Source organism: Klebsiella sp. GG_Kp146, from assembly GCF_040061975.1.
In the GTDB taxonomy this organism is placed as follows: Bacteria; Pseudomonadota; Gammaproteobacteria; order Enterobacterales; family Enterobacteriaceae; genus Klebsiella; species Klebsiella quasipneumoniae.
Map to the genome: position 1 here is coordinate 54,933 of NZ_JBEAHA010000039.1, position 20,123 is coordinate 75,055.

The 20,123-nt window shown below is 63.5% G+C and carries 17 protein-coding genes; 8 read left to right on the plus strand and 9 right to left on the minus strand.

Annotated elements, in window-relative coordinates:
- The 3 genes from ABLU95_RS22550 (at position 1) to ABLU95_RS22560 (ending at position 4,601) form a co-directional block, all read left to right on the plus strand.
- Positions 1 to 1,458 (plus strand): MFS transporter, encoded by a 1,458-nt coding sequence (locus tag ABLU95_RS22550; protein ID WP_087775174.1) that lies wholly within the window; start codon positions 1 to 3, stop codon positions 1,456 to 1,458.
- A 127-nt stretch (positions 1,459 to 1,585) separates the two neighbouring features.
- On the plus strand, positions 1,586 to 3,085 hold the full coding sequence (locus tag ABLU95_RS22555) for a GMC oxidoreductase (protein ID WP_087775177.1): 1,500 nt from the start codon (positions 1,586 to 1,588) through the stop codon (positions 3,083 to 3,085).
- Between the two features lie 268 nt (positions 3,086 to 3,353).
- The gene (locus ABLU95_RS22560) at positions 3,354 to 4,601 is read left to right on the plus strand and encodes an MFS transporter (RefSeq protein WP_348880414.1); all 1,248 of its coding nucleotides are present in this window, start codon (positions 3,354 to 3,356) and stop codon (positions 4,599 to 4,601) included.
- Between the two features lie 11 nt (positions 4,602 to 4,612).
- Here ABLU95_RS22560 and ABLU95_RS22565 read toward each other — a convergent pair whose 3' ends face one another.
- Positions 4,613 to 5,257, minus strand: coding sequence for a TetR/AcrR family transcriptional regulator (locus ABLU95_RS22565; RefSeq protein WP_012967405.1), 645 nt, complete (start codon positions 5,255 to 5,257; stop codon positions 4,613 to 4,615).
- Positions 5,258 to 5,459: 202 nt separating this feature from the next.
- Here ABLU95_RS22565 and ABLU95_RS22570 point away from each other — a divergent pair, with 202 nt between their 5' ends.
- The 3 genes from ABLU95_RS22570 to ABLU95_RS22580 are packed head-to-tail and all read left to right on the plus strand — an operon-like array spanning position 5,460 to position 9,617.
- Positions 5,460 to 6,554: an LLM class flavin-dependent oxidoreductase gene (locus ABLU95_RS22570; RefSeq protein ID WP_014907086.1), complete on the plus strand. Its 1,095-nt coding sequence runs from the start codon at positions 5,460 to 5,462 to the stop codon at positions 6,552 to 6,554.
- Positions 6,555 to 6,574: 20 nt separating this feature from the next.
- Positions 6,575 to 7,198 (plus strand): NADPH-dependent FMN reductase, encoded by a 624-nt coding sequence (locus ABLU95_RS22575; protein WP_048298064.1) that lies wholly within the window; start codon positions 6,575 to 6,577, stop codon positions 7,196 to 7,198.
- On the plus strand, positions 7,173 to 9,617 hold the full coding sequence (locus tag ABLU95_RS22580; RefSeq protein WP_264980680.1) for a glycoside hydrolase family 3 protein: 2,445 nt from the start codon (positions 7,173 to 7,175) through the stop codon (positions 9,615 to 9,617). Before ABLU95_RS22575 ends, ABLU95_RS22580 begins: the two co-directional genes overlap by 26 nt.
- A gap of 137 nt (positions 9,618 to 9,754) precedes the next feature.
- On the opposite strand, the gene ABLU95_RS22585 is transcribed toward ABLU95_RS22580, so the two are convergent.
- The 8 genes from ABLU95_RS22585 to ABLU95_RS22620 form a co-directional block, all read right to left on the minus strand.
- Complete coding sequence (locus tag ABLU95_RS22585; protein ID WP_043521376.1) at positions 9,755 to 11,065, minus strand: carbohydrate porin; 1,311 nt, start codon at positions 11,063 to 11,065, stop codon at positions 9,755 to 9,757.
- Positions 11,066 to 11,262: 197 nt separating this feature from the next.
- Positions 11,263 to 12,465, minus strand: a complete 1,203-nt coding sequence (locus ABLU95_RS22590) for an MFS transporter (RefSeq protein ID WP_264980679.1) — start codon at positions 12,463 to 12,465, stop codon at positions 11,263 to 11,265.
- Between the two features lie 229 nt (positions 12,466 to 12,694).
- The gene (locus tag ABLU95_RS22595) at positions 12,695 to 13,486 is read right to left on the minus strand and encodes a cyclase family protein (protein ID WP_264980678.1); all 792 of its coding nucleotides are present in this window, start codon (positions 13,484 to 13,486) and stop codon (positions 12,695 to 12,697) included.
- A gap of 3 nt (positions 13,487 to 13,489) precedes the next feature.
- Positions 13,490 to 14,473 carry a fumarylacetoacetate hydrolase family protein gene (locus tag ABLU95_RS22600; protein ID WP_264980677.1) on the minus strand — a complete coding sequence of 328 codons (984 nt, stop codon included), beginning with the start codon at positions 14,471 to 14,473 and terminating at the stop codon, positions 13,490 to 13,492.
- On the minus strand, positions 14,451 to 14,810 hold the full coding sequence (locus ABLU95_RS22605) for a Rieske (2Fe-2S) protein (RefSeq protein WP_049115846.1): 360 nt from the start codon (positions 14,808 to 14,810) through the stop codon (positions 14,451 to 14,453). Before ABLU95_RS22605 ends, ABLU95_RS22600 begins: the two co-directional genes overlap by 23 nt.
- On the minus strand, positions 14,810 to 15,730 hold the full coding sequence (locus tag ABLU95_RS22610; RefSeq protein ID WP_044524437.1) for a VOC family protein: 921 nt from the start codon (positions 15,728 to 15,730) through the stop codon (positions 14,810 to 14,812). The genes ABLU95_RS22605 and ABLU95_RS22610 overlap by 1 nt, the downstream gene beginning before the upstream one ends.
- 22 nt (positions 15,731 to 15,752) lie before the next feature.
- Complete coding sequence (locus tag ABLU95_RS22615; protein ID WP_102004640.1) at positions 15,753 to 16,910, minus strand: prolyl oligopeptidase family serine peptidase; 1,158 nt, start codon at positions 16,908 to 16,910, stop codon at positions 15,753 to 15,755.
- 120 nt (positions 16,911 to 17,030) lie between these two features.
- A complete protein-coding gene (locus ABLU95_RS22620) occupies positions 17,031 to 17,930 on the minus strand; it encodes a LysR family transcriptional regulator (RefSeq protein WP_023290720.1) in 900 nt (299 codons plus the stop codon).
- A gap of 185 nt (positions 17,931 to 18,115) precedes the next feature.
- Between ABLU95_RS22620 and ABLU95_RS22625 the strand changes: the two genes are divergently transcribed.
- Positions 18,116 to 19,237 (plus strand): FAD-dependent oxidoreductase, encoded by a 1,122-nt coding sequence (locus ABLU95_RS22625; protein WP_214184106.1) that lies wholly within the window; start codon positions 18,116 to 18,118, stop codon positions 19,235 to 19,237.
- Between the two features lie 203 nt (positions 19,238 to 19,440).
- Positions 19,441 to 20,064, plus strand: a complete 624-nt coding sequence (locus tag ABLU95_RS22630) for a hypothetical protein (protein WP_348880415.1) — start codon at positions 19,441 to 19,443, stop codon at positions 20,062 to 20,064.
- Positions 20,065 to 20,123 lie beyond the last annotated feature (59 nt).

Below are 20,123 nucleotides of genomic sequence, written 5' to 3' on the forward strand. Positions count from 1 at the left end.
ATGCTCAATAACGCTTCGGCGGCCGCGGTTCAGGCGCCTCCCTATACCAGCGAGCGGCAGCGCACGCTGGCCACGCTGGTGGTTTCGATAGCGCTGGTGCTGGAGATCATCGACGTCTCGATCATTAATGTCGCCATCCCGGTGGTACAGCGGGATCTGCTCGCCAGCCCGCGGCAAATTGAATGGGTGGTCACCGGCTACCTGTTCTTTTTCTCCATTCTGCTGCTCACCGGCGGTCGGCTCGGCGATCTGTATGGCTACCGGCGGCTGTTTATCAGCGGACTGCTGGCGTTTGGCGCTGCGTCGGCCGGCTGCGGACTGGCCGCCAGCCCGGAGATGCTGGTGGCGATGCGTATTGCGCAGGGGGCCAGCGGGGCGATGATGGGCCCGCAAATCCTCTCCCTGATGCAGGTTCTGTATCGCCCGCACGAACGTTTCCGGGTGATGAGTATTTTCGGCCTGCTCGGCGGCGCCGCCGGGATCCTCGGCCCGGTGCTCGGCGGGATCATCATCGAAAGCAATATTTTCGGCCTCAGCTGGCGGCCGATCTTTTTGATCAACGTGCCAGTGATCGTCGTCGCCGTGATACTGGCCTGGCGGGCGCTGCCGGCGGTGCGCAGCCCGGCGGCCAAAGGTATCGATCCGCTGGGTACCCTGCTGGCAGTGGTGGGCGGCGGCGCGCTGCTGCTCACTCTGATCGAAGGCCCCGCCCTGCGCTGGCCGCTATGGATGGCGCTGCCGCCGCTGCTGTCGCTCATCACGGTGGCCCTCCTCTGGCGTCATCTGCTGGGCCGTGAACGCCGGGGCGGCACTCTGTTGTTACCCCCCGCGGTGCTGCGCGACCGCTTCTTTCGCGCCGGGATCGTCATCACCCTCCTCTATCAACTGACCACCGCCTCGCTGCTGCTGGCCACCGCGCTGGTGCTGCAGAGCGGGCTGGGCTTCAGCCCGTTCCATACCGCCCTGCTGCACATCCCCTTCGCCCTCGGGGCGATGTTTTCCATCGCCGTCGCCGGCCGCCGGCTATCGCCTCGTCTTGGGCGTAACGTGACGCTGGTCGGGGTGGCCGTGCAGATGAGCGGCCTGCTGCTGATGGGCTACGGGATCGCCGCGGCGCCGGGGACGCTGCCGCTGACCGCGCTGGGTCTCGGGTTCGGCCTGTGCGGCTGTGGGATGGGGCTTATCTCCGCCCCGCTGCCGGCCTTTGCCATGGCGGCGATCCCGGTGGCCCACGCCGGCGCGGCGTCGGGATTATTTCGCACCGGCCAGCAGTTTGGCGCCGCCCTCGGCATGGCGACCCTTGGCGGCTTCTATCTGGCGCAAAGCGCCTCCGCGCCGGACGCCTGGAGCGGGGCGTTTATCACCCTGCTGACCCTTGGCGCCCTGATCCTGCTGGCGATTGCCGCCCTCAGCCGCCTGCTGCCCGTCTCGGTGCTTCCCCCGCCAGGGAAGCCATGACCTATCGCGTCCGGCAATGGCTGCTATCATGAGGAACCATTTATCAGGACGCACAAAGCTGTAGTACCTATTTTCTGTACACCTGCAACGGGCATGCGCTCGGAGAACAACAAAGGCAAGGACTGATATGGATGAGAACATCGATGTACTGATTATTGGCAGCGGCCCGGTAGGCGCCGCTTTCGCGCGGCGGATTGCCGACCGCCGCGCCGCGCGGATCCTGGTGGTGGAAGCCGGCGAAGCGCTGACGCCCGCCACCGGGGTTAATATCCGCAACCTGGCGCCAGCGCAGCGGGAAACGGCCTACGACCGCGCCCGGGCGTTTCCGCTGGCCGCCCTGCCGGAAAACCTGCCGGCAGACGCCCTGCAGGCGCGGCCCGGCACCCATCTTCTCGACCCGACGGCGCCCCACAGCGGCATGCCAGCCGCCGCGCTCTCCACTAACCTCGGCGGCATGGGCGTCCACTGGACCTGCGCCTGTCCGCGACCGGGCGGCAGCGAAGTCATTCCCTTTCTCGATCCCCGGGAGATGGCCGACGCCTGGGAGTCGGCGGAGCATTATCTTCAGGTGACCCGCGAAGGATTTCCGGCCACCGCCATCGGCCGGCAAATCGTCGATGCCCTTAATCAGCACTTCGCCAGCGACCGTCCGCCGGCGCGGTTGGCGCAGCCTATGCCGCTGGCCTGCGCCGCGACGCCGGAGGGCAAGCCGCGCTGGTCCGGCGTCGACGCGGTGCTCGGCGAGCTGGCGGAGGAAGAGACCCGCCGCCAGCGCGGGGTGGAGATCCGCACCGCCACCCTGTGCACGCGGATCCTCAGCGAGGACGGCGTCGCCCGCGGGGCGGAGCTGCGCGATCTGCGTACCGGCGAACAGTATGTGGTGACGGCCAAAGCGGTAGTGGTCGCCGCCGATGCGCTGCGTACGCCGCAGCTGCTGTACGCCTCGGGCATCCGTCCGCGGGCGCTGGGGCGCTGGCTCAACGATCAGCCGCAGGTGATCGCTCTGATTGAAGTGGACGCCCCGCCGGCCGCCGTCGCGCCGACCTCCCCGGTGCGCGACGGACGGGACAATGTCTCCGGCGTCACCTGGCTGCCGTTCCATGAGCCCGATTTTCCGTTCCACGGTCAGCTGATGCAGATGGATACTTCGCCGATCGCCTTTGCCCAGCCGTCGGGTACCCCGGCGAAGCCGGTGGTGGGCCTGGGGCTGTTCCTCGCCAAGGAGCTGCGCGAAGAGGATCGGATCGTCTTCAGTGATGACACCGACGCCGTAGGGCTGCCGAAAATGCAGCTGAACTATCAGTTAACCGACGGCGATCGCCGCCGTTTACAGCAGGCGGTGGCAGTGACTGAACGCGTCGGCGCCGCGCTGGGCCGCGTGGCGCCCGGCGGGGAGGCCATGATCCTGCCGGCGGGCACCTCGCTGCATTACCAGGGAACCTGTCGCCTGGGAGAAGCGAACGACGGCAACAGCGTGGCCGACCGCCACTCGCGGGTCTGGGGTTTTCACAATCTGTACGTCGGCGGCAACGGCGCGATCCCCACCTCAACCGCCTGCAACCCGACGCTGACCAGCGTCGCGCTGGCGATCCTCGCCGCTGACGATATCGTGGCGCGGCTGCTGTAGCGCCTCTGGCTCACCGGGGCACAAGCGGCCCCGCTCCCCGCGAAAGGCGACACCGGTCGCCTTTTTATTGCCGCAAAAACCACATAAAACCAATGGTATTTTTGTTTGTGATGGATCACATACGTAATCACAATTTTTCTCCGCGCCGTTCCTGCTCCTACTCTTAAATCCGCGGCTATTCCCGCCGCCACCTGTATCCCTGACCTGCATACTAAAAAACCGCGCCGCCGCCAACGACAGGCGACCCGCGCGATAAAAGGAGAACGTCGTGAGCCATAGTCTGAATCCGCCCCACGCGCCGCAAGCCGGCGCGATCCAGGGCATCATCATCGCCCTGACCGCCTTTCTGCCCATCCTGGCGATCGTTTCCCTGGCGCCGGCGGTCCCGACGCTGATCCAGCACTTTGCCGGCGTGCCTTATGTCGAAACCCTGGTGCCGCTGATGCTCACCGCGCCCGGTCTGGTGATCGCCATCGCCGGGCCCTGCACCGGCTGGCTGGCGGATAAATTTGGCCGCCGCAAACTGCTGCTCAGCGCCACGCTGCTGTATGGCATCTGCGGCACAATGCCGCTGTACATCACCTCCCTGACCGGCATCTTTTGCAGCCGCCTCGGCGTCGGGCTGGCGGAGGCGGTGGTATTGACCATCGCCAACACCATGCTGATCGATTACTTTGACGACAAACAGCGCCGCTTCTGGCTGACGGTGCAGGGGGTGATTGGCCCGGCGCTGGCGGTGCTGGTGCTGGCCAGCTCCGGCTATCTGACCGCCCTGCGCTGGAACGGCGCCTTTATGATCTACTTTGTCGCCATCCTGCTGTTTCTGGCGATGTACTTCTGGATGTTCGAACCCGCTCAGGCGGCCCGTACGCAGCACGCCGCCCAGGCGGCGCAGCATAATCCGTTTCCGTGGCCGCGAGTGATCGCCCTCAGCGTGCTCACCTTTGTCTGCGCCATCATTTATTACGTGTACACCATCAACGGCGCCAACGCCTTTCATACCCTGCAAAACGCCAGCCCGCAGCGTATCGGCCTGATTATGTCGCTGGTCAGCCTCGCCGTGCCGGTCGGTTCGCTGCTGTTCGGTCTGGTCTCCCGCCGCTATACGCCGGAGCGCGTGCTCGCCATCATGCTCTGCCTGATGGGGATCGGAATGCTGGTGGTGGGCGAATCGCGGACGCTGATCGCCATGGGGATCGGCTCCGCCATCCAGCAGCTGGGTGCCGGCATGGCGATTAATGCGATGATTTACTGGGTAGGATCGTTGATTCCGCCCGCCTACTGCGGCCGGGCGATGGGCGCCTGGTCCGGGGCCTTCTTCGCGGGCATGTTCGTCAGCCCGATTATCGTCGGCGCGATCCGCCTGCGGGCCGGGAACGATGTGCTGAGCGCCTTCCTGACGCTCGGCATCGCAGCGCTGGTGCTGGCCGCCGCGATATTTCTTTATACCTTCTCCCGCCATAGCCAGCGCCTGCGTCAGCACAAGCAGGCCAGCGCCTGGCAGTTAGCGAAGTAAAATCCCGCGGCTTAGCCGGCCTCGACGGGAGTAACCAGATAGCTCAGACACATCATGCCCAGATGGCGTTTGAGCTGTTCCCAGTCGCCCTCGCCGGCGGCTTCTGCCGCTGACCCCAGGCCGAGGAAGCGCGCCAGCGCGGCATACGAAACCGTAAAGCAGAAGCGGGCGGCCTGCTCTGGCTCCGGGTGGCGGATCTCCGCCGCGGCGTCGAGCAGCTGGTCGATAAAGGTCTGCTCATTTTTCTGGTAAGCGGCTTTACCAATCCCCGCCACGCGCTCATCATCCGCCCGCGCCATAAACGGCCGCAGGATCCCGGCATGGCGACGCAGATACTCCGCCTGGACATCCATCAGCGCCGGAAGCCGCTGGCGCAGCGGCAGATTGCGCGCGTGCAGCTGCTGGATCAGCTGCTGCCATTCGGCGTCCAGCTCCTGCATCACCTCCATCATGACGGCGATAAACAGATCTTCTTTGCCGCCGAAGCGGGCATAGATCGAGCCGACAGAAACGCCCGAGCGTTTACTGATTTCAGCAATGGTCAGCAGCTCAAAGGTGCCTTCATGCAGGATTTCACGGCTGGCGGCCATCAGCCGCTCCAGCGCCACCCGGCTCCGGTCCTGTTTCGGCTGGCGCATCGCGGGAAGATCGGTCATCGCAGTTCTCACCTCTTTATCCATAGAAAACCCCCGCAGTGTATTGCAGTTAGCGACCACGCTGCAAATTGCCCACCCGACTCCCCCGTCGGCGATGTGGCAAAAGTGTGATGGCGGTCATTTTCATTCTTTGATAAACAACTAGAATCATAATTCTAGTTCTATTTAATAATAACAACCACCACACAACCCAGGAGTTGCTATGCGTTTCTCTGTTTTCCTCGTCGGCCGTTCCACCGCCCCCGAGCAGGATCGTTTTGTCATGCAGTCGCTGATCGATCATGCGCGCCAGGCCGAAGATCGCGGCTTCGATGCGGTCTTTATGCCAGACCATCACTTCACCGGCTATGCGCCGATGTCCAGCGATCCGTTTGTCTTCGCCGCTTACCTGGCCGGCCAGCTGAAAAAGATCCACTTCGGCATGTCGGTGACCACCGTCCCGCTGCACCACCCGGTGCGCTTCGCCGAGCGCGTTAACCTGCTGGATCAACTCACCGAAGGCCGCCTGCTGGTGGGCATCGGCAGCGGCACCACGCCGGAAGAGATGATCGGCTTTGGCGTGAACTACAAGGACGCCTCCAGCCTGCTGCAGGAGAACCTCGATCTGGTCCAGCGGCTGTGGGAGAAAAATATTGAAGACGACCCGATCATTTTCGAAACCGGTCACTATAAGGGCGCGGTAGTCCAGCGCATCGTTCCTGCCCCCTGGCAAAAACCGTTCAACCGCATTATGCCGGTGGCGCTGCGTGAAACCAGCATGCAGCGCGCCGCCGATAACGGCTGGCCGGCCTTTATTCCCGCGTTTACTCCGCCGATCCCGGCCAGCAACGATCCGTTTGGCCAGCTGACCCACTATTTCACCCGCTACCGCGATGCCCTGCTCAACGCCGGCCATAGCGACGAGGTGGTGAACCACTGCCTCTCGTGGACCACCCACACCTGGCAGTGCGTCCATATTGCCCCCACCGACGAGCAGGCCCGCGAAGAGATGCTGCAGATCATGGGCTGGTACCAGCAGGCCATCGACCGGGAATATGAGTACAACAAGCGGGCGGAAGAGTTCAGCGGCGTGACGCTGCACCGCCATCCGGACTGTTTCAGCGAAGAGTGGATCAAAACCTGGTGCCTGTACGGCAGCCCGGAGACCGTCGCCGAGGAGCTGGAACGCCATCAGCAGCTGGGCATCGGCAACGTGCTGCTCGGCTTCACCAACGGCCCGCTGACCGAGGAACGCCTGCGCCTGAGCCAGCAGTCGATCTCGTTGTTTGCGGACCAGATCCTGCCGCGCTTTCGCTAATCCGACCGGGAGATCCTGCTATGAATAAACCTGCTTTCTCACGCCCGCCGCTGCTGATCGGCATCGGCGGCACCACCCGCCCGGGCTCCAGCACCGAGCGCGCCCTCGCCGCCGCGCTGGCCCACGCCCGCACGCTCGGCGCGCAGACCCAGCTGTTCGGCGGCGCTGAACTGGCGGCCCTGCCGCCGTTTAACCCGGAAGTCACCACCCGCACGCCGCAGGAGACGGCGTTTGTCGACGCCGTGCGCCAGGCCGACGGCATTCTGCTGGCCTCGCCGGGCTACCACGGCGGGGTGTCTGGCCTGGTGAAGAACGCCATCGACCTGCTGGAAGATTTGCGCGGCGACAGCCGGGTCTATCTTGATGGCCGGGCGGTGGGCTGCATCGTCACCGCCGCCGGCTGGCAGGGTTGCAACACCACCCTCGGCGCCATGCGCGGGATCGTTCACGCCCTGCGCGGCTGGCCGACTCCGCTGGGGGTGACCCTCAACACCGCCGGCGTGTCGCTGTTCGACAGCGAGGGCCGCTGCACCGACGACGCGGTCCAGCGCGCGCTGGCCACCGTAGCCGAACAAGCGCTGGCCTTCGCCCCCGCTGCCCCCTTACGGAGACATGCCGATGCCTGCGCTCAGTCTGTCGCTTAGCGTTGCCGAAAAAGCGCGGCTCACCGCCGGGATGGGGATGTGGTCCACCCACCCTATCCCCCACTCCACGCTGGGTTCAGTCACCCTGTCCGACGGCCCGATGGGGATCACCGGCGGCCGGGTTGACGAGCGGGATATTGCCCTGCTCAGCCCCTGCGGGCTGGCGCTTGGCGCCAGCTGGGACCGCCAGCTGGTCAGCCGGGTTGGCGGCGTCATCGGCGAGGAGGCGCTGCGCACCGGAACGCAGGCGCTGCTGGCGCCTAACCTGAACCTGTTGCGCAGCCCCCTTGCCGGCCGCGCGTTTGAGCTTTTCGGCGAAGACCCGCGGCATATCGCCGAGCTCGGCGCGGCGTGGATCGACGGCGTCCAGCGCCAGGGGGTGGGCTGCATCGTCAAGCATATGGTCTGCAACGATTCGGAAACCGATCGGCGGACCATGAACGTGGTCGTCGATGAAGCCACCCTGCGCGAAGTCTATTTCTGGCCGTTCGAAGTGGCGGCCAGCCGCGGCGTCTGGGGCATGCTGACCGCCTATAACCGGGTAAACGGGATCTATTGCGCCGAGCAGCATCAGGCCATCAGCCAGTGGCTGAAGCGCGATCTCGGCTGGGACGGGCTGGTGATGTCCGACTGGTTCGGCACCCAGAACGGCCCGGCCAGCTTCCGCGCCGGGCTGGATCTGGAGATGCCGGGCCCGGCCCGCCATATGGGCGAGCGCCTGCTGCCCGCGCTGATGGACACCGACAGCGACGCCCGGCGGCTGGACGATGCCGCCGTCCGGCTGGCGCGGCTGGCCGAACGGGTCAGCCATCCCCTGCCCTGGGATGGCTCTGCCGCCGCCGAGGCGCAGCGGCGTCACACCCTCGAAGAGGCGGCGGCGGCGGGGTTTGTCCTGCTGCACAATCGCCAGCGACTGCTGCCCCTCGCCGCGCAGGCGGGACAGCGGCTGGCGGTGATTGGCCCCAACGCCACGACGCCCTGCTTCCAGGGCGGGACCTTTGCCAGAGTGGCGCTGATGCCGGGGCTGATCTCTCCTCTGGAGGCCATTCGCCAGCGCTTTTCCGCCGCCGGGGTCGAAGTAAGCTATGCCCAGGGGGTGGAGAGCGATTACCGCATCCCGCCTCTGCATCATCTGCCGCTGCGCACCGCCGCCGGCGAGCGCGGCCTGGACGTTGCCTACGCCACCGCCGACGGGGGCGTGGTTCATCAGGAGGTGCGCGACGCCTCCTCGCTGATCTGGTTCCGCGATATGCCGGGCGTCGGCGACATGCTGCGCCTGACCGAACGCGCCACCGTGACGGTAAGCTGCCAGTTCACCGCGCCGGTGAGCGGCCGCTACGGCTTCTGGATCGGCGGCACCGGGGAGATCGCCCTGCAGCTGAACGGCGAGCGCATGGCGACCTTTAACGGCGAGGCGCTGGATGGAGATATCATGGGCAAGCTGATGCAAGCCCCGCATACCCGTCTCGACTTCCCGCTGCAGGCGGGGGAAACCCTGACCTTCCGGGCCGAGATGGCGCTGGGCAGCAGTATCGCCCACGGCATCTGGTTCGGCTGCCAGCCCCCGCAAACCATCGACCTGCTGCAGCAGGCGGTCGACCATGCCCGGGCGGCCGACAGCGTGGTGCTGGTGATAGGCGAAACGGCCGATGCCGGTCTGGAGAGTATCGACCGGGACGCTACCGCGCTGCCGGCGCATCAGGTCGCTCTGATCCGCGCCGTCTGCGCGGCGAATCCGCGGACGGTGGTGGTGCTCAACGTCGCCCATCCGGTGGATACCGGGTGTCTCGCCGACGCGGCGGCGGTCATGGTCGTCTGGTATCCGGGCCAGGAGTTTGGCCCGGCGCTGGCCTCGGTGCTGGCCGGGGATCGTGAGCCTGGCGGTCGCCTGCCGGTGACCTTCGCCCAGCGTCTGGACGACTATCCGGTGCGCAGCCTGACGCCGGACGCCGCAGGGGATCTCTGGTACCACGAGCGCCAGCAGGTGGGCTATCGCTGGTTTAACGCCCGCGAACGCCCCGCCGCCTGGGCCTTTGGTCACGGTCTGGGGTATGCCGATATCACCCTGAGCGCCGCCGCGCTGACAGGCGACGAGGTGGACGCTCTGCAACTGCGCTGCCGGCTGGAAAACCGCGCCGCCCGCGCTGGAAAAGCAGTGGTCCAGCTCTACCTGCGGGGGCCGGAGACGGCCTGGTCGGCGCTGGCGGAGTTTGCGGCGGTCAGCGTCCCGGCGCACGAGGAAGCCGCCCTGACCCTTGCCCTGCCGCGTCACGCGCTGCAGCGCTGGCAGGTGCCAGCCCAGGAATGGCGCCTGGCCAGCGGCCCCTGGCAGCTGGCGGTGGGTTTCGCCAGCGACGATATCCGGGCAACCTTCGATTTCGTGCTGACTCCCGACGGGAAAATCAGCCACCGGGGCTAAGCCCGGATCGATGTCAAAGAGGGTCGGCAACACGCCGGCCCTCTTTTTTTATTCCTGCGCCAGCCGATTCGCGAAAAAAAAACCGCCCGGCGGCAGCGTACCGGCGGGCGGGGTTAAAATCCTCAGGTGGTCTGTGGTCAGAAGTTCCAGTACATCGAGGACTGCCAGAGGACCGCCGACTCATGCTTCGGCACCAGCGTCGGGTTATCCTGCCAGGTGATACCGTTGATCCAGTAAATCCCTTTCGTCACACGCAGGGCGTGCGACAGGGAGATGGCGTTGATGCTCTGCGGCGCTTCCATCCCCGCCTCGCCGACATAATCGCGGAACTTCTTACTGATAAAGGAGCGGGTGTAGCCCAGCGAGGTCATATCCTGCTCGCGGCCGGGAAACAGGCCGATGTCAAAGAAGGTCACCTGGAAGTCGCTGGTGTAAGCATTGCGATCGTCCGGCGCGTAGTCCGCTTTCACATCGAGATACAGCCCCAGCGGAAGCCCTTTTTTCGGCTGGGTCAGCTGCATGGTGTTGGCGACGTAGAACGCATAGTTACTGCTGCTGTCGCCGGGCTGGTCAAAATACTGGTAGTGCGAGGTGTTATAGATAGCCCCGGCGCGGAACCACAGCGATCGCTGCGACTCGCCCGCCGCCTGCTTAAAGCCAAACTCATTCACCAGGATCGGGTTGGCGCCATCGACGTGCCATTTCAGCCCCGAGGGGTTCTGCTCCACGTCGTCGAGATGTCCGGCAGGCGACATACTGCGGCTGACGGCAAAGTTGTTATAGAACTTCTTATCGCTGTCGCGGACGATGGCGGTGAAGGTCGGCGTCGGCGCGTTGAGGCTGATCCCCACCTGCACCGGGATCACGCTGGTCGGCCCCAGCGCGGCGGAGGAGGAGTTCCCCCCCAGCACCATGCCGTAAAACTGACGAATTAACGGATAAAAACCATACTGCAGTTCCAGCTGGCCGTTTAATAAGGGCTGGTTCACCGCCAGCACCGCAATATTATGCAGTTCCGGATAGCTATCATGATAATTCGAGGTCGCCCACTGGGGAGAAAAAGTAAATTGCGCGTCTTTGCTAAAACCAATTCGGCTTAAATCGTAGGTGACGTTCAGCGACATATTTTGCGACCAGGTAAAATTCTGCCCGGCATATTGTTGCGGGTCAGCGGACTGGCCTTTCAGATCGTACATCACCATCGGGTTCCAGCTTAACTGGACGCCCCACCCGCGGTCGGCCAGCGCGCTGCGAAAGCCGCCAATATCGCCGATGAGCGATTCGCAGGTCGACGGAGGGCTGACGACCTGCGCGGAGCGGGTATTCAGTTTATCCAGTTGCTCACAGGTCCAGGTATCGGCCAGCGCGGTGCTGGAGAATATCGCCAGCGTCAGCGCCGAAAGTGGAAACACTATTTTCTTACTTACGTCGGTACAGCAGAGACTCATAATAAACCCTCATTTTTATTTTTTGCAGGTAAGATGCGCCATATCGTGAAAAATAAATTAGTCACAATACGTTTATTTACAGGGATTAATTAGGCTGAAAGTTAACGCTAAATAAGGTGTACGCTTTTTCTAAATAATGGCCTCCCCTTCCCGCCGGGAGACCGGCGGGCGTGTGGTAATCATGTCGTCAGGTGAAATTAACGAGCCAGCGCGCGGCGGCCCCCCATCCGGGCGCTGGCGATACCCGTCGCGCCGGCGATAGCCAGCGTCAGCAGCGCAAACAGCAGCAGGCTGTCCTGCATACTGCCGGTCATGCCGTTCAGCAAGGTCATCAGAACCGGGCTGATGAACATGCCGAGGAAAAAGAAGGTGTGCCAGATGCCGATCCCCGTCGCCCGGTGCGGCGCCGGCAGGGCTTCCAACATCCAGGCCAGCATCAGAGGGATCAGCATTCCGTTACCAACCTGCGCGACGAACGCTGCTGCCACGCCGGCCAGCGGATTGCGGGCCACGGCGATAAACAGCAGACCGAGGCCAAAAATGGCGTAAAAAAGGAAAAACTGCCTGTCGACACGCTGCCTGGCGCTGCGGCCATACAGCCAGGCGCCCAGCGGCACGCCAATGCCCGCAACGGCGGTGGCGATGCCGATCTGGCTGCTGGAGGTCAGCCCGAGCTGACTGAACACCTGGCTTATCTGCAGCGGCTCGAGAAAGTAGAGGATCGCGCTGGCGAGCGTAATCAGACCGATCGTCGCCATTTTGCGCCGTGGAAAAGCGACAGGCTCCTCGTCAGCGACGCTGTCCGCGCGACGGCGGGTCGCCGGCTCAGCGGTGAACAGGCACAGGCCGATAAAGACCGGGATCGCCAGCGCATACAGGTAGATCGGGCCATACCAGCCCAGGGTGCCCAGCAGGCCAGCGCCCAGCACGATCAGCGTCGACAGTATCGAACCGATGCCGCTCTGCACCGCCAGCCATTTGCTGCGCGCCTCGCCGGCAAAGTAGTCGCCAATCAGCGCATTGGCGGTGGTAAGAATAAAGGCGTCGGCGATGCCCATCACCAGCCGCGCCAGCAGAATGGCATACAGATCGTCGAGCATCACCGGCAGCAGGCCAAACCCCGCGTACAGAGCGGTGGCGGCAATCAGCAGGCGACGACGGCTCAGGCGATCGCCCACCCGCCCCGCCAGCGGAGCCAGCAGCGCCATGCTCACCGCCGGTATGGTGATGATCATCGGCACCAGCAGCTGGGCGTGCGGCTGCGCGGCAAAATGGCCGAACAGGAGCGGCATCACCGGCAGCATGGTCAAGGTCCCCATGATCGGCAACAGGGCCGCCAACATCAGTAAAATCGCCTGTACGGCCCCCGCCTCGCGCGGGGTTGCTGAAACCTTGTGCATCACCATCTTCCGCTCTCCGTCACTGCTTTTTATTTAGAATATGAATTACAGTTCTATTTTTTATCGATAAAGAAAGGCGCTCTGTCGCCCCGGTATCCTGGCTGAACACGCCGCAGCGAACTCAGCACACATACCGTTCTACCCTACCGGATGCAGGTGGCATGGACTGCGATTGCTATCACAATTAATACAATGCATTCACATTAAATTAACATAACCATCGACTCCCTCAGGCGTCGACAATCGCCACCGCGCGGATAAAACCGGCCGAGCCGCGGCGGATCTTGTAGGGAAAACAGCTCACCCAGAAGCCGTGGTCGGGAAGCTGCTCCAGATTGCTCAACTTCTCCATTTGCCCATAGGCGATCTCCCTGCCGGCTTTATGTCCTTCCCAGATCAGCCCGGCGTCGCCGCTGGCCTGAAAGCGTTCGCGGGTAAAGTGGAAGGGCGCATCCCAGCTCCAGGCGTCGGTGCCGACCACCCGTACCCCCTGCTCCAGCAGCCACAGCGTTGCCGCCCGGCCAATGCCGCAGCCGCGCTGCAGATAATCCGGCTGGCCGTAGCGGGCGCCGGCGGCGGTATTGATTAACACAATATCCAGCGGCGACAGGCGATAATCGATCCGCGCCAGCTCGCGCTGCAGATCCTCCGGCTGCAGGATCGACCCGTCGGCGACATGGCGAAAATCGAGCCGGACGCCGGGGCGCAGGCACCACTCCAGCGGCAGCTCATCGATGCCAAACGCCGGTTCGCCGCCGTTGGTGGTTGAGCTATAGTGCCAGGGAGCATCCATATGGGTGCCATTGTGCGGCGTCACGGTCAGGCGCTCCGAGGCCCAGGCCTCCTCTCCCGGCATCTGCGCTTTTTCCAGTCCCGGAAACATCGCCGCCATTTCCGGCCATCCCTGCTGATGATCCTGATACTCAATGTTCGGCAGCAGCGGCGGCGGGTCGGTCCAGGGATTGTTGTCCAGGGTGACGGAGAGGTCGATCAGCCGACGCCCCTGTAAAAGATTGATCATGGTTTACTCCGTTAACATCACAACGTGTTGATCCAGCACGCCAAACAGCGGCCGGCCATCGGGGGCGTGGGCTTCCATCGTCACCCGCTCCCCCGGGGACAAAAACGGCGTGCGCGGCTCGCCGAAGGCCAGCATCTCTATGGCCCGCACCTCGGCGATACAGCTGGCGCCGCGGCTGGCGTCCGGCCCGGACACCGTACCGGAACCCACCACCGTCCCGGCGCGCAGGCGGCGGGTCTGCGCCGCATGGGCAATCAGTTCGCCAAAATGGAAATGCATCTCGCTGCCCGACTGGCAGCCAAACGGCTCGCCATTGCGGGTCACCTGCAGCGTCAGCGCCGCCCGCCCGTGCTGCCAGGCCTCTCCCAGTTCATCCGGGGTAAGGGCCACCGGCGCAAAGGCCGAGGCGGGTTTGGCGTGAATAAAACCAAACCCGGTCTGCATCTCGCGCGGCGCCAGCGCCCGCAGACTGATATCGTTGAGCAAGACGATCAGGCGGATACAGCTCAGCGCCTGCCGCGGCGAGCACCCCTGGGGTACCTCGTCCACCACCACCGCGAACTCGCCCTCAAAGTCGAGATCGTCCTCGACCCGGCGGCAGACTATCCCGGCGTGGGGGGCAAGAAAGTCGTCCCCGCTGCCCTGATACATCAGCGGCGTCTGGTCGGCGCCGGCAATCGGCGGCAGATGAAAGGCCCGCTGCATGCGCTCGCCATGGCTGAGGAAGGCCGAACCGTCCAGCCACTGCCAGGCGCGGGGCAGCGGCGCCAGCAGGCGCCGGGGATCATAGGGCTGCGCCGCCGGGTAGCGGCGCGCATTGAGCGCCTGATAGCGCGCCTGCAGCGCAGGCCAGACCCGCGCGGCCTGCTCCAGCGCCTGCTGAAGCGTCGGAGCGATATCCGCCGCATCGGCCATCAGCGTCAAATCGCCCGAGACCACCACCAGGCAGCCGTCGCGTTCACCGTTATCTCGTGTTGCCAGTTTCATGACCTGCCTCCTCCAGCAGACAGAGCCAGCCGTCGGCGTCCACCTCGCCAGCCAGCGGACTCAGACGTTGGCCAGCGCAGGCGCCCTGCACGCAGAGGCCGCTGTCCGGCATAAAAATCGCCCCGTGGGCGAAGCAGACCAGCCGGTCGCCACGGGCGTTAAAAAAAGCATCCTGCCGCCAGTTCATCGGGGTATCCAGATGTGGACAGCGGTTACGCCACAGATAGAGCGTTCCCTGATAGCGGCAGACAATCACCGTCGCCTGCCCGCTGCCCGTAGGGTCAAATCCCCGCGCCTGGCCCTCGGCCAGACTGTCGGCACGGCACAGGCGAACCATCAGCGGGCGTTATCCGGACCGGGGGCCCACTTCTCTCGATACCCCAGCAGGAAATATTGCGAGTTATCGGCTCCCGGCAGCGCTTCGCGCGGCTGCCAGTGGTCATCGTGCTGATCCATATCGGCGTCGTATTCGATGTGACACCCGAGCGGGCTGTTGAAGTACCAGAACCAGTTCGATCCCAGCTGATGGCGCCCCGGCCCCCAGAAGGTCTGATACCCCTTCTGTTGAAAGCGGCTGCCGGCCATCATCAGCTCGGTGGGGCCGCCGAGATGAAAGGTAAAGTGTTCAATACCGGTCATAAACGGCGGGGCCTGGATCAGAAACAGGGTATGGTGATCCTGGGTGCCGGCGGGCCGCAGGAAGGGGCCGACGTGGGTGAAGCGATCGGTACAGACAAAGCCCAGCCGTTGATAGAAGGCTTCCGCGCGCGCGGCGTCCGGCACAAAATAGACCACATGGGAGAGCGAGCGCGGCTCTGCCGCCATGTCAGCGCTGGCCCCGGTCTGGTTGACCGGCCGCCCGGCGCGATCCCCCGGGGCGTTGATTTTCTCCCCTTCCCGCTGCAGCGGCTGGCGCTGGCTGACGCGAAACCCGAGGGCAAAGCCGGCATCATCGACGCAGCGCAGCACGCCGTCGGCGCCGAGCTTCACCTCGCGATCGCGGCGCAGCGTCTCGGCGATCGCCTCAAGGGTGGCGCTATCCGCCACGCCATAGACGGTTTCCCGCAGCTGGCTGCCGCTGGGCAGCGCCGCGGGCAGCGACGGATCGTCACGCTCCCGCAGCAGCACCCCGGTGCCATCCAGCGCGCTAAAGAAACCGTTCTCCTGCTCGCGTAAACCGTAGTCGAGAAGAAACTGTCGGCAGCCCGCCAGGTCATCGACGCCAAATACCAGATAATCCGGACCAAGAATATTCATCGCGGTTGTTCCTTATGCGTGTTCAGGCCACCCGGCCGCCGAGGGCTTCCGCCACCCAGTCAGCGATGTAGTGCCCGGCGTTAATCGAGTTGTCGAAGCTGGAGTGCTGCACACCGCCCTCGCGGTCAGTAAAAATTTTCAGCTCGCGGCGTGGACTGTTCACCAGCTGGTCGTAGGTGCGCTGCGCCCATTTCACCGGGATCTGCGAGTCCTTTTCACCATGGGTGACGAGGAAAGGCACCCGTATGCGGTCGAGAATGCCGTCGAGATGGACGTTCTCCGCGATGCGCATAAAAGCGTCGATATCCTCACCCCCCCACACCCAGCGCACATGCTGCCAGTAGTGCGGTACCGGAAAATCGCCTTCGCGTTCGCGGCGGCGCTGCTGTACCTCCCGCCAGTCGTGATTGGCGCCCCACACCACGCCGCAGGCGAAGCGCGGCTCAAACGCCACCGCCCGCGGGCAGTAATAGCCGCCCAGCGAGACCCCTTCCATGCCGATGCGCCCGGCATCCACCTCCGGGTGCTGTTCCAGCCAGTCAACGATCCGGCTGGCCCAGTGCTCGCTGTCATAGCGGGCCTGCATGCCGTGAAGACGCAGGGCTTCGCCGGTTCCCGGCTGGTCGACCACCAGCGAGGAGACCCCGCGCCGCGCCAGCCACTGCGGCAGCCCCACCAGATATTTCATCTCTTTGGTGGAGTCGAGACCGTTGACCTGCACCAGCAGCGGCACGCGGCCGGTCGTCCCTTCGGCGCGGACGTAAAGCGCCGACAGGGTTTTGCCCTCGTAGGGGATAGTCACCCGCTGACAGTTGGCATGGGTATGGTGCAGCCCGGCGGCAAAGACATCGAGAAAGCGGCGGTACAGCGCATCGCGGTCCGGCGCGCCATGCGCCTGCAGGCGCTCGCAGGTCAGGTAATAGTTGGCCGCCCGAAGATATTTCTCTCCTGCCGACAGCCGCCGTCCCCGCGCCTCATCTTCGCCGGCCAGCGCGCATAATTTATCGGCCATGCGGGACCAGGTTTCCCGGAACGCGCGGGTGCCTTCGGCGTCGGGATGCTCGGACGCGGCCAATAGCGGCGCGCACATCTCTTCGATCTCACCGATGCGGGCGCCCATCTCGATGGAGAGATCCACCGACAGGTTCCAGACATAGTTTTTAGGGAAATAGCGAAACATAGGGTCATCCTTCAACATTCAGTCGCAATCGCTGTAGCGCAGGCACTGTCACATAAAGCACCTGCGGGCGACCAATCATGTCTCAGGATGTCAGGTATCGACGGGAGCAATACCAGTGGGTTAGCGTGCGCTGGCGACGATTTTCGCTTTCAGCCAGCCGAAGATAGGATCGTTATCCAGCGAGCGGTGCCAGCCAATAAATTCGCGCATGACCGGCAGCGTCACCGGGACCGGGAAAAGACGCAGCGGCAGCATCGCCGCGTACTGCTCCGCCAGCCGCCGGTGCAGCGTGGCGATCCGCGAGGTGCCGATCAGCAGCTGCGGAACGCAGTGGTAGCTGTGGGTCACCACCTCGATACGGCGGCTCAGCCCCGACTCGGCAAACAGATTGCCCTCCAGCCCCGGCTGCCGCTCGCGGCCAAAGACCACCGACACGTGCCCCAGCTGTTGCCAGGCTTCAAGGGTCAGCGCCTCGCCGGTGTGGGGATTGTCCGCCCAGGCCAGGCAGACAAACTCTTCGTCAAACAGCGCTTCGGCGGGATGGTCGGCGGCCATAAAACGCTCCGGCGCCACGATGATATCCAGCTCGCCGCGGTTGAGCATGCCGGTGGACTGGGCGTCCGGCGAGAAAAACTCAAAGGTCATATTCGGCGCCTGCAGGTGTACCGCCTGCAGCGCATCCTTCAGCATCACGTTGATAACGTAATCCGAGGCCATAATGCGGAAATGGCGCTTGCTGGTTGCCGGCTCATCCACCGGCCGGCGGGCAATGGAGGTCTGAATTTTCATCAGCACGTCGCGGACCGGCTCCCGCAGCTCTTCCGCCAGCGGCGTGGGCCGCATCTTTCTGCCCACCTGGGTGAGCAGATCGTCCTCAAAGTAGGTGCGTAGCCGGTTGAGCACCCCGCTGGTGGCAGACTGGGTCATATGCAACCGGCCCGCGGCGCGGGTGATGTTCTGTTCATCGAGTAACACATCCAGTGCCACCAGTAAGTTCAGATCAAGATGTTGGTAACGCATGGGTCCCCCGGCGAGAAATGGCGTGCTTATCCTGTGGCTTAATTTAACTTTTCTGCAACTTTTTGTTTTCAATTTCCACGGCGATATCGTTTTTTGCGATAGCGATCATTCTTTATCGCGATTAGTCAGCGCGCCGCTGGCCTGGTTAACGTCCTCTACTCTGTACCCTGGAGAAAACAGCTACGATGAACATCAATAACGTATTAATCGTTGGCGGCGGCATCGGCGGTCTGTGCACCGCCATCGCCCTCCGCCAGGCCGGCGTCGCCGTCGACGTGGTGGAGATCCAGCCGCAGTGGCGGGTCTACGGCGTCGGTATCATTCAGCAGAACAATGTCGTGCGGGAAATGCAGCGGCTTGGGGTGCTGGAACGCTATCTGGACGCCGCCTGGCCGTTTGACAGCGTCTCAGTGCACACCCTGAGCGGCCACCAGCTGGCCAGCTTTCCCGGCCAGCGGCTGGCGGGTGAACAGTTCCCGGCCAACGTCGGCATCTCCCGCCTGGCCCTGCACAACGTCCTCTGTTCCACCGCCCGGGAGCTGGGGGTCCGACTGACCACTGGCGAGAGCATTGACGCCATCCGTCAGGTTGACGATGCCGTGGAGGTGAGCTTCAGCCGCGGCGGCGAGGGGCGCTACGATCTGCTGGTTGGCGCCGATGGGATCTACTCCCGGGTGCGCGGCATGCTGTATGGCGAGCGCTATCGTCCCCGCTTTACCGGTCAGGGCGTTTGGCGCTACAACTTTCCGCGTCCGCCGGAGGTGGACCATCTGATGTGCTTTATGGGCGAGAGCTGCAACTGCGGGCTGGTGCCGCTGGGGGAAGATCTGATGTATCTGTTTATCACCTCCCACGAAGCGGATAACCCCCGCTACGCCCGCGACCAGCTGGCGGCGGAGATGCGCCGCCGTCTGCCGCCCGGCGCGGGGTTACCGGGGAGCCTGCGGGAGCATATCGTTAACAACGACGAGGTCGTCTATAAGCCGCTGGAGGAGCTGTTCGTCGACGATCCCTGGTATCAGGGACGAGTCGTACTGGTGGGCGACGCGGTTCACGCTACCACCCCGCATCTCGGTCAGGGGGCGGGCATGGCAATTGAGGATGCCATCGTGCTGCGCGAAGCGCTGCAGCAGACCGACAGCGTCGCAGCCGCGCTGGCGCATTTTGACGCCCGCCGCCGGCCGCGCTGTCAGCAGATCTGGGCCGCCTCGCTGCAGGTGGGCGAGAGCGAGATCCACCGCGATCGCCATTTTGACCGTCAGCGGGCGATCGGCGATATGATGACCCTGACGGCGAGACCGATATAAACGACGCCCCCTCCGCCGGCCAGGCCGGCGGAGTATTCTCTTGTTCATTAGTCGACACGACCGCCCTCTCCCCTCTTTCACCAGACGCTCACCTTTCGCCATGGAAAATATACCGGCGTGCCTCGTGATATTTGACACCCCTCCATCATGATGGCTAAGGTATATTTCAGCCCGCCTTTATCATGGATAAGGAAAATACGGAGATGAATATTATTCCGACTGAGATCTTAAAATATGCTATCGCTATTATCCCGCTGATTATTCAAATTTTTGCCGTGCGTTCTGGCTGGGTATTCCCTAAAGATAAAATATTCACCTCGCGCAAAAATATCAGTGAGTTCGCCACGGCGCTGCATAAAAACAGCGACGACCCCGATCTGCAACGGATAGCGTACGAATATGGTATCGCCGCGCTGACCAAAGATAAAAACCTGACCATGGAACAACGAAAAATACTGTTGAAATGCAAAAATCCGGTCAGCGATATTGATAATTACAGCAAGTGCCAGCATTTAATTTCCGTCAATAATGAAAAGCGGATATTCAAATGGAAAAAGCGGGGCTATCGCTTCTGGCTCTATCGCAAATGCGTCGAAGTCATCAGTCTGGCGCTCTATTTTATTGGCGGCTTCTTAACGGCTCTGCCTTTCCTGTATGAAGGCCTCGCCAGCCCGGCGGTGATTGAGCGGATTAATCATTTATCGCGTCTGCAAAAATTGAGTATGGCAAGTTATCTGTTCGCCTGTGGGGTTTGTCTGGCGCTGATCTGCCTGCATAAACTCTCCACCCTCTCGATCGCGGAAAAAACCATCAAAGCGAATCGCTAACCCGCCCACCGCCCGGCGACCTGTCCACATCAGCGGCCCCTAACCCTGTGGATAACCTG

Excerpts from the sequence above, each read along its gene's own strand:
- ABLU95_RS22550 (WP_087775174.1), top strand. The coding sequence starts at position 1 with ATGCTCAATAACGCTTCGGCGGCCGCGGTTCAGGCGCCTCCCTATACC.
- ABLU95_RS22555 (WP_087775177.1), top strand. The coding sequence starts at position 1,586 with ATGGATGAGAACATCGATGTACTGATTATTGGCAGCGGCCCGGTAGGC.
- ABLU95_RS22565 (WP_012967405.1), bottom strand. The coding sequence starts at position 5,257 with ATGACCGATCTTCCCGCGATGCGCCAGCCGAAACAGGACCGGAGCCGG.
- ABLU95_RS22570 (WP_014907086.1), top strand. The coding sequence starts at position 5,460 with ATGCGTTTCTCTGTTTTCCTCGTCGGCCGTTCCACCGCCCCCGAGCAG.
- ABLU95_RS22575 (WP_048298064.1), top strand. The coding sequence starts at position 6,575 with ATGAATAAACCTGCTTTCTCACGCCCGCCGCTGCTGATCGGCATCGGC.
- ABLU95_RS22580 (WP_264980680.1), top strand. The coding sequence starts at position 7,173 with ATGCCTGCGCTCAGTCTGTCGCTTAGCGTTGCCGAAAAAGCGCGGCTC.
- ABLU95_RS22585 (WP_043521376.1), bottom strand. The coding sequence starts at position 11,065 with ATGAGTCTCTGCTGTACCGACGTAAGTAAGAAAATAGTGTTTCCACTT.
- ABLU95_RS22590 (WP_264980679.1), bottom strand. The coding sequence starts at position 12,465 with ATGCACAAGGTTTCAGCAACCCCGCGCGAGGCGGGGGCCGTACAGGCG.
- ABLU95_RS22595 (WP_264980678.1), bottom strand. The coding sequence starts at position 13,486 with ATGATCAATCTTTTACAGGGGCGTCGGCTGATCGACCTCTCCGTCACC.
- ABLU95_RS22600 (WP_264980677.1), bottom strand. The coding sequence starts at position 14,473 with ATGAAACTGGCAACACGAGATAACGGTGAACGCGACGGCTGCCTGGTG.
- ABLU95_RS22605 (WP_049115846.1), bottom strand. The coding sequence starts at position 14,810 with ATGGTTCGCCTGTGCCGTGCCGACAGTCTGGCCGAGGGCCAGGCGCGG.
- ABLU95_RS22610 (WP_044524437.1), bottom strand. The coding sequence starts at position 15,730 with ATGAATATTCTTGGTCCGGATTATCTGGTATTTGGCGTCGATGACCTG.
- ABLU95_RS22615 (WP_102004640.1), bottom strand. The coding sequence starts at position 16,910 with ATGTTTCGCTATTTCCCTAAAAACTATGTCTGGAACCTGTCGGTGGAT.
- ABLU95_RS22620 (WP_023290720.1), bottom strand. The coding sequence starts at position 17,930 with ATGCGTTACCAACATCTTGATCTGAACTTACTGGTGGCACTGGATGTG.
- ABLU95_RS22625 (WP_214184106.1), top strand. The coding sequence starts at position 18,116 with ATGAACATCAATAACGTATTAATCGTTGGCGGCGGCATCGGCGGTCTG.
- ABLU95_RS22630 (WP_348880415.1), top strand. The coding sequence starts at position 19,441 with ATGAATATTATTCCGACTGAGATCTTAAAATATGCTATCGCTATTATC.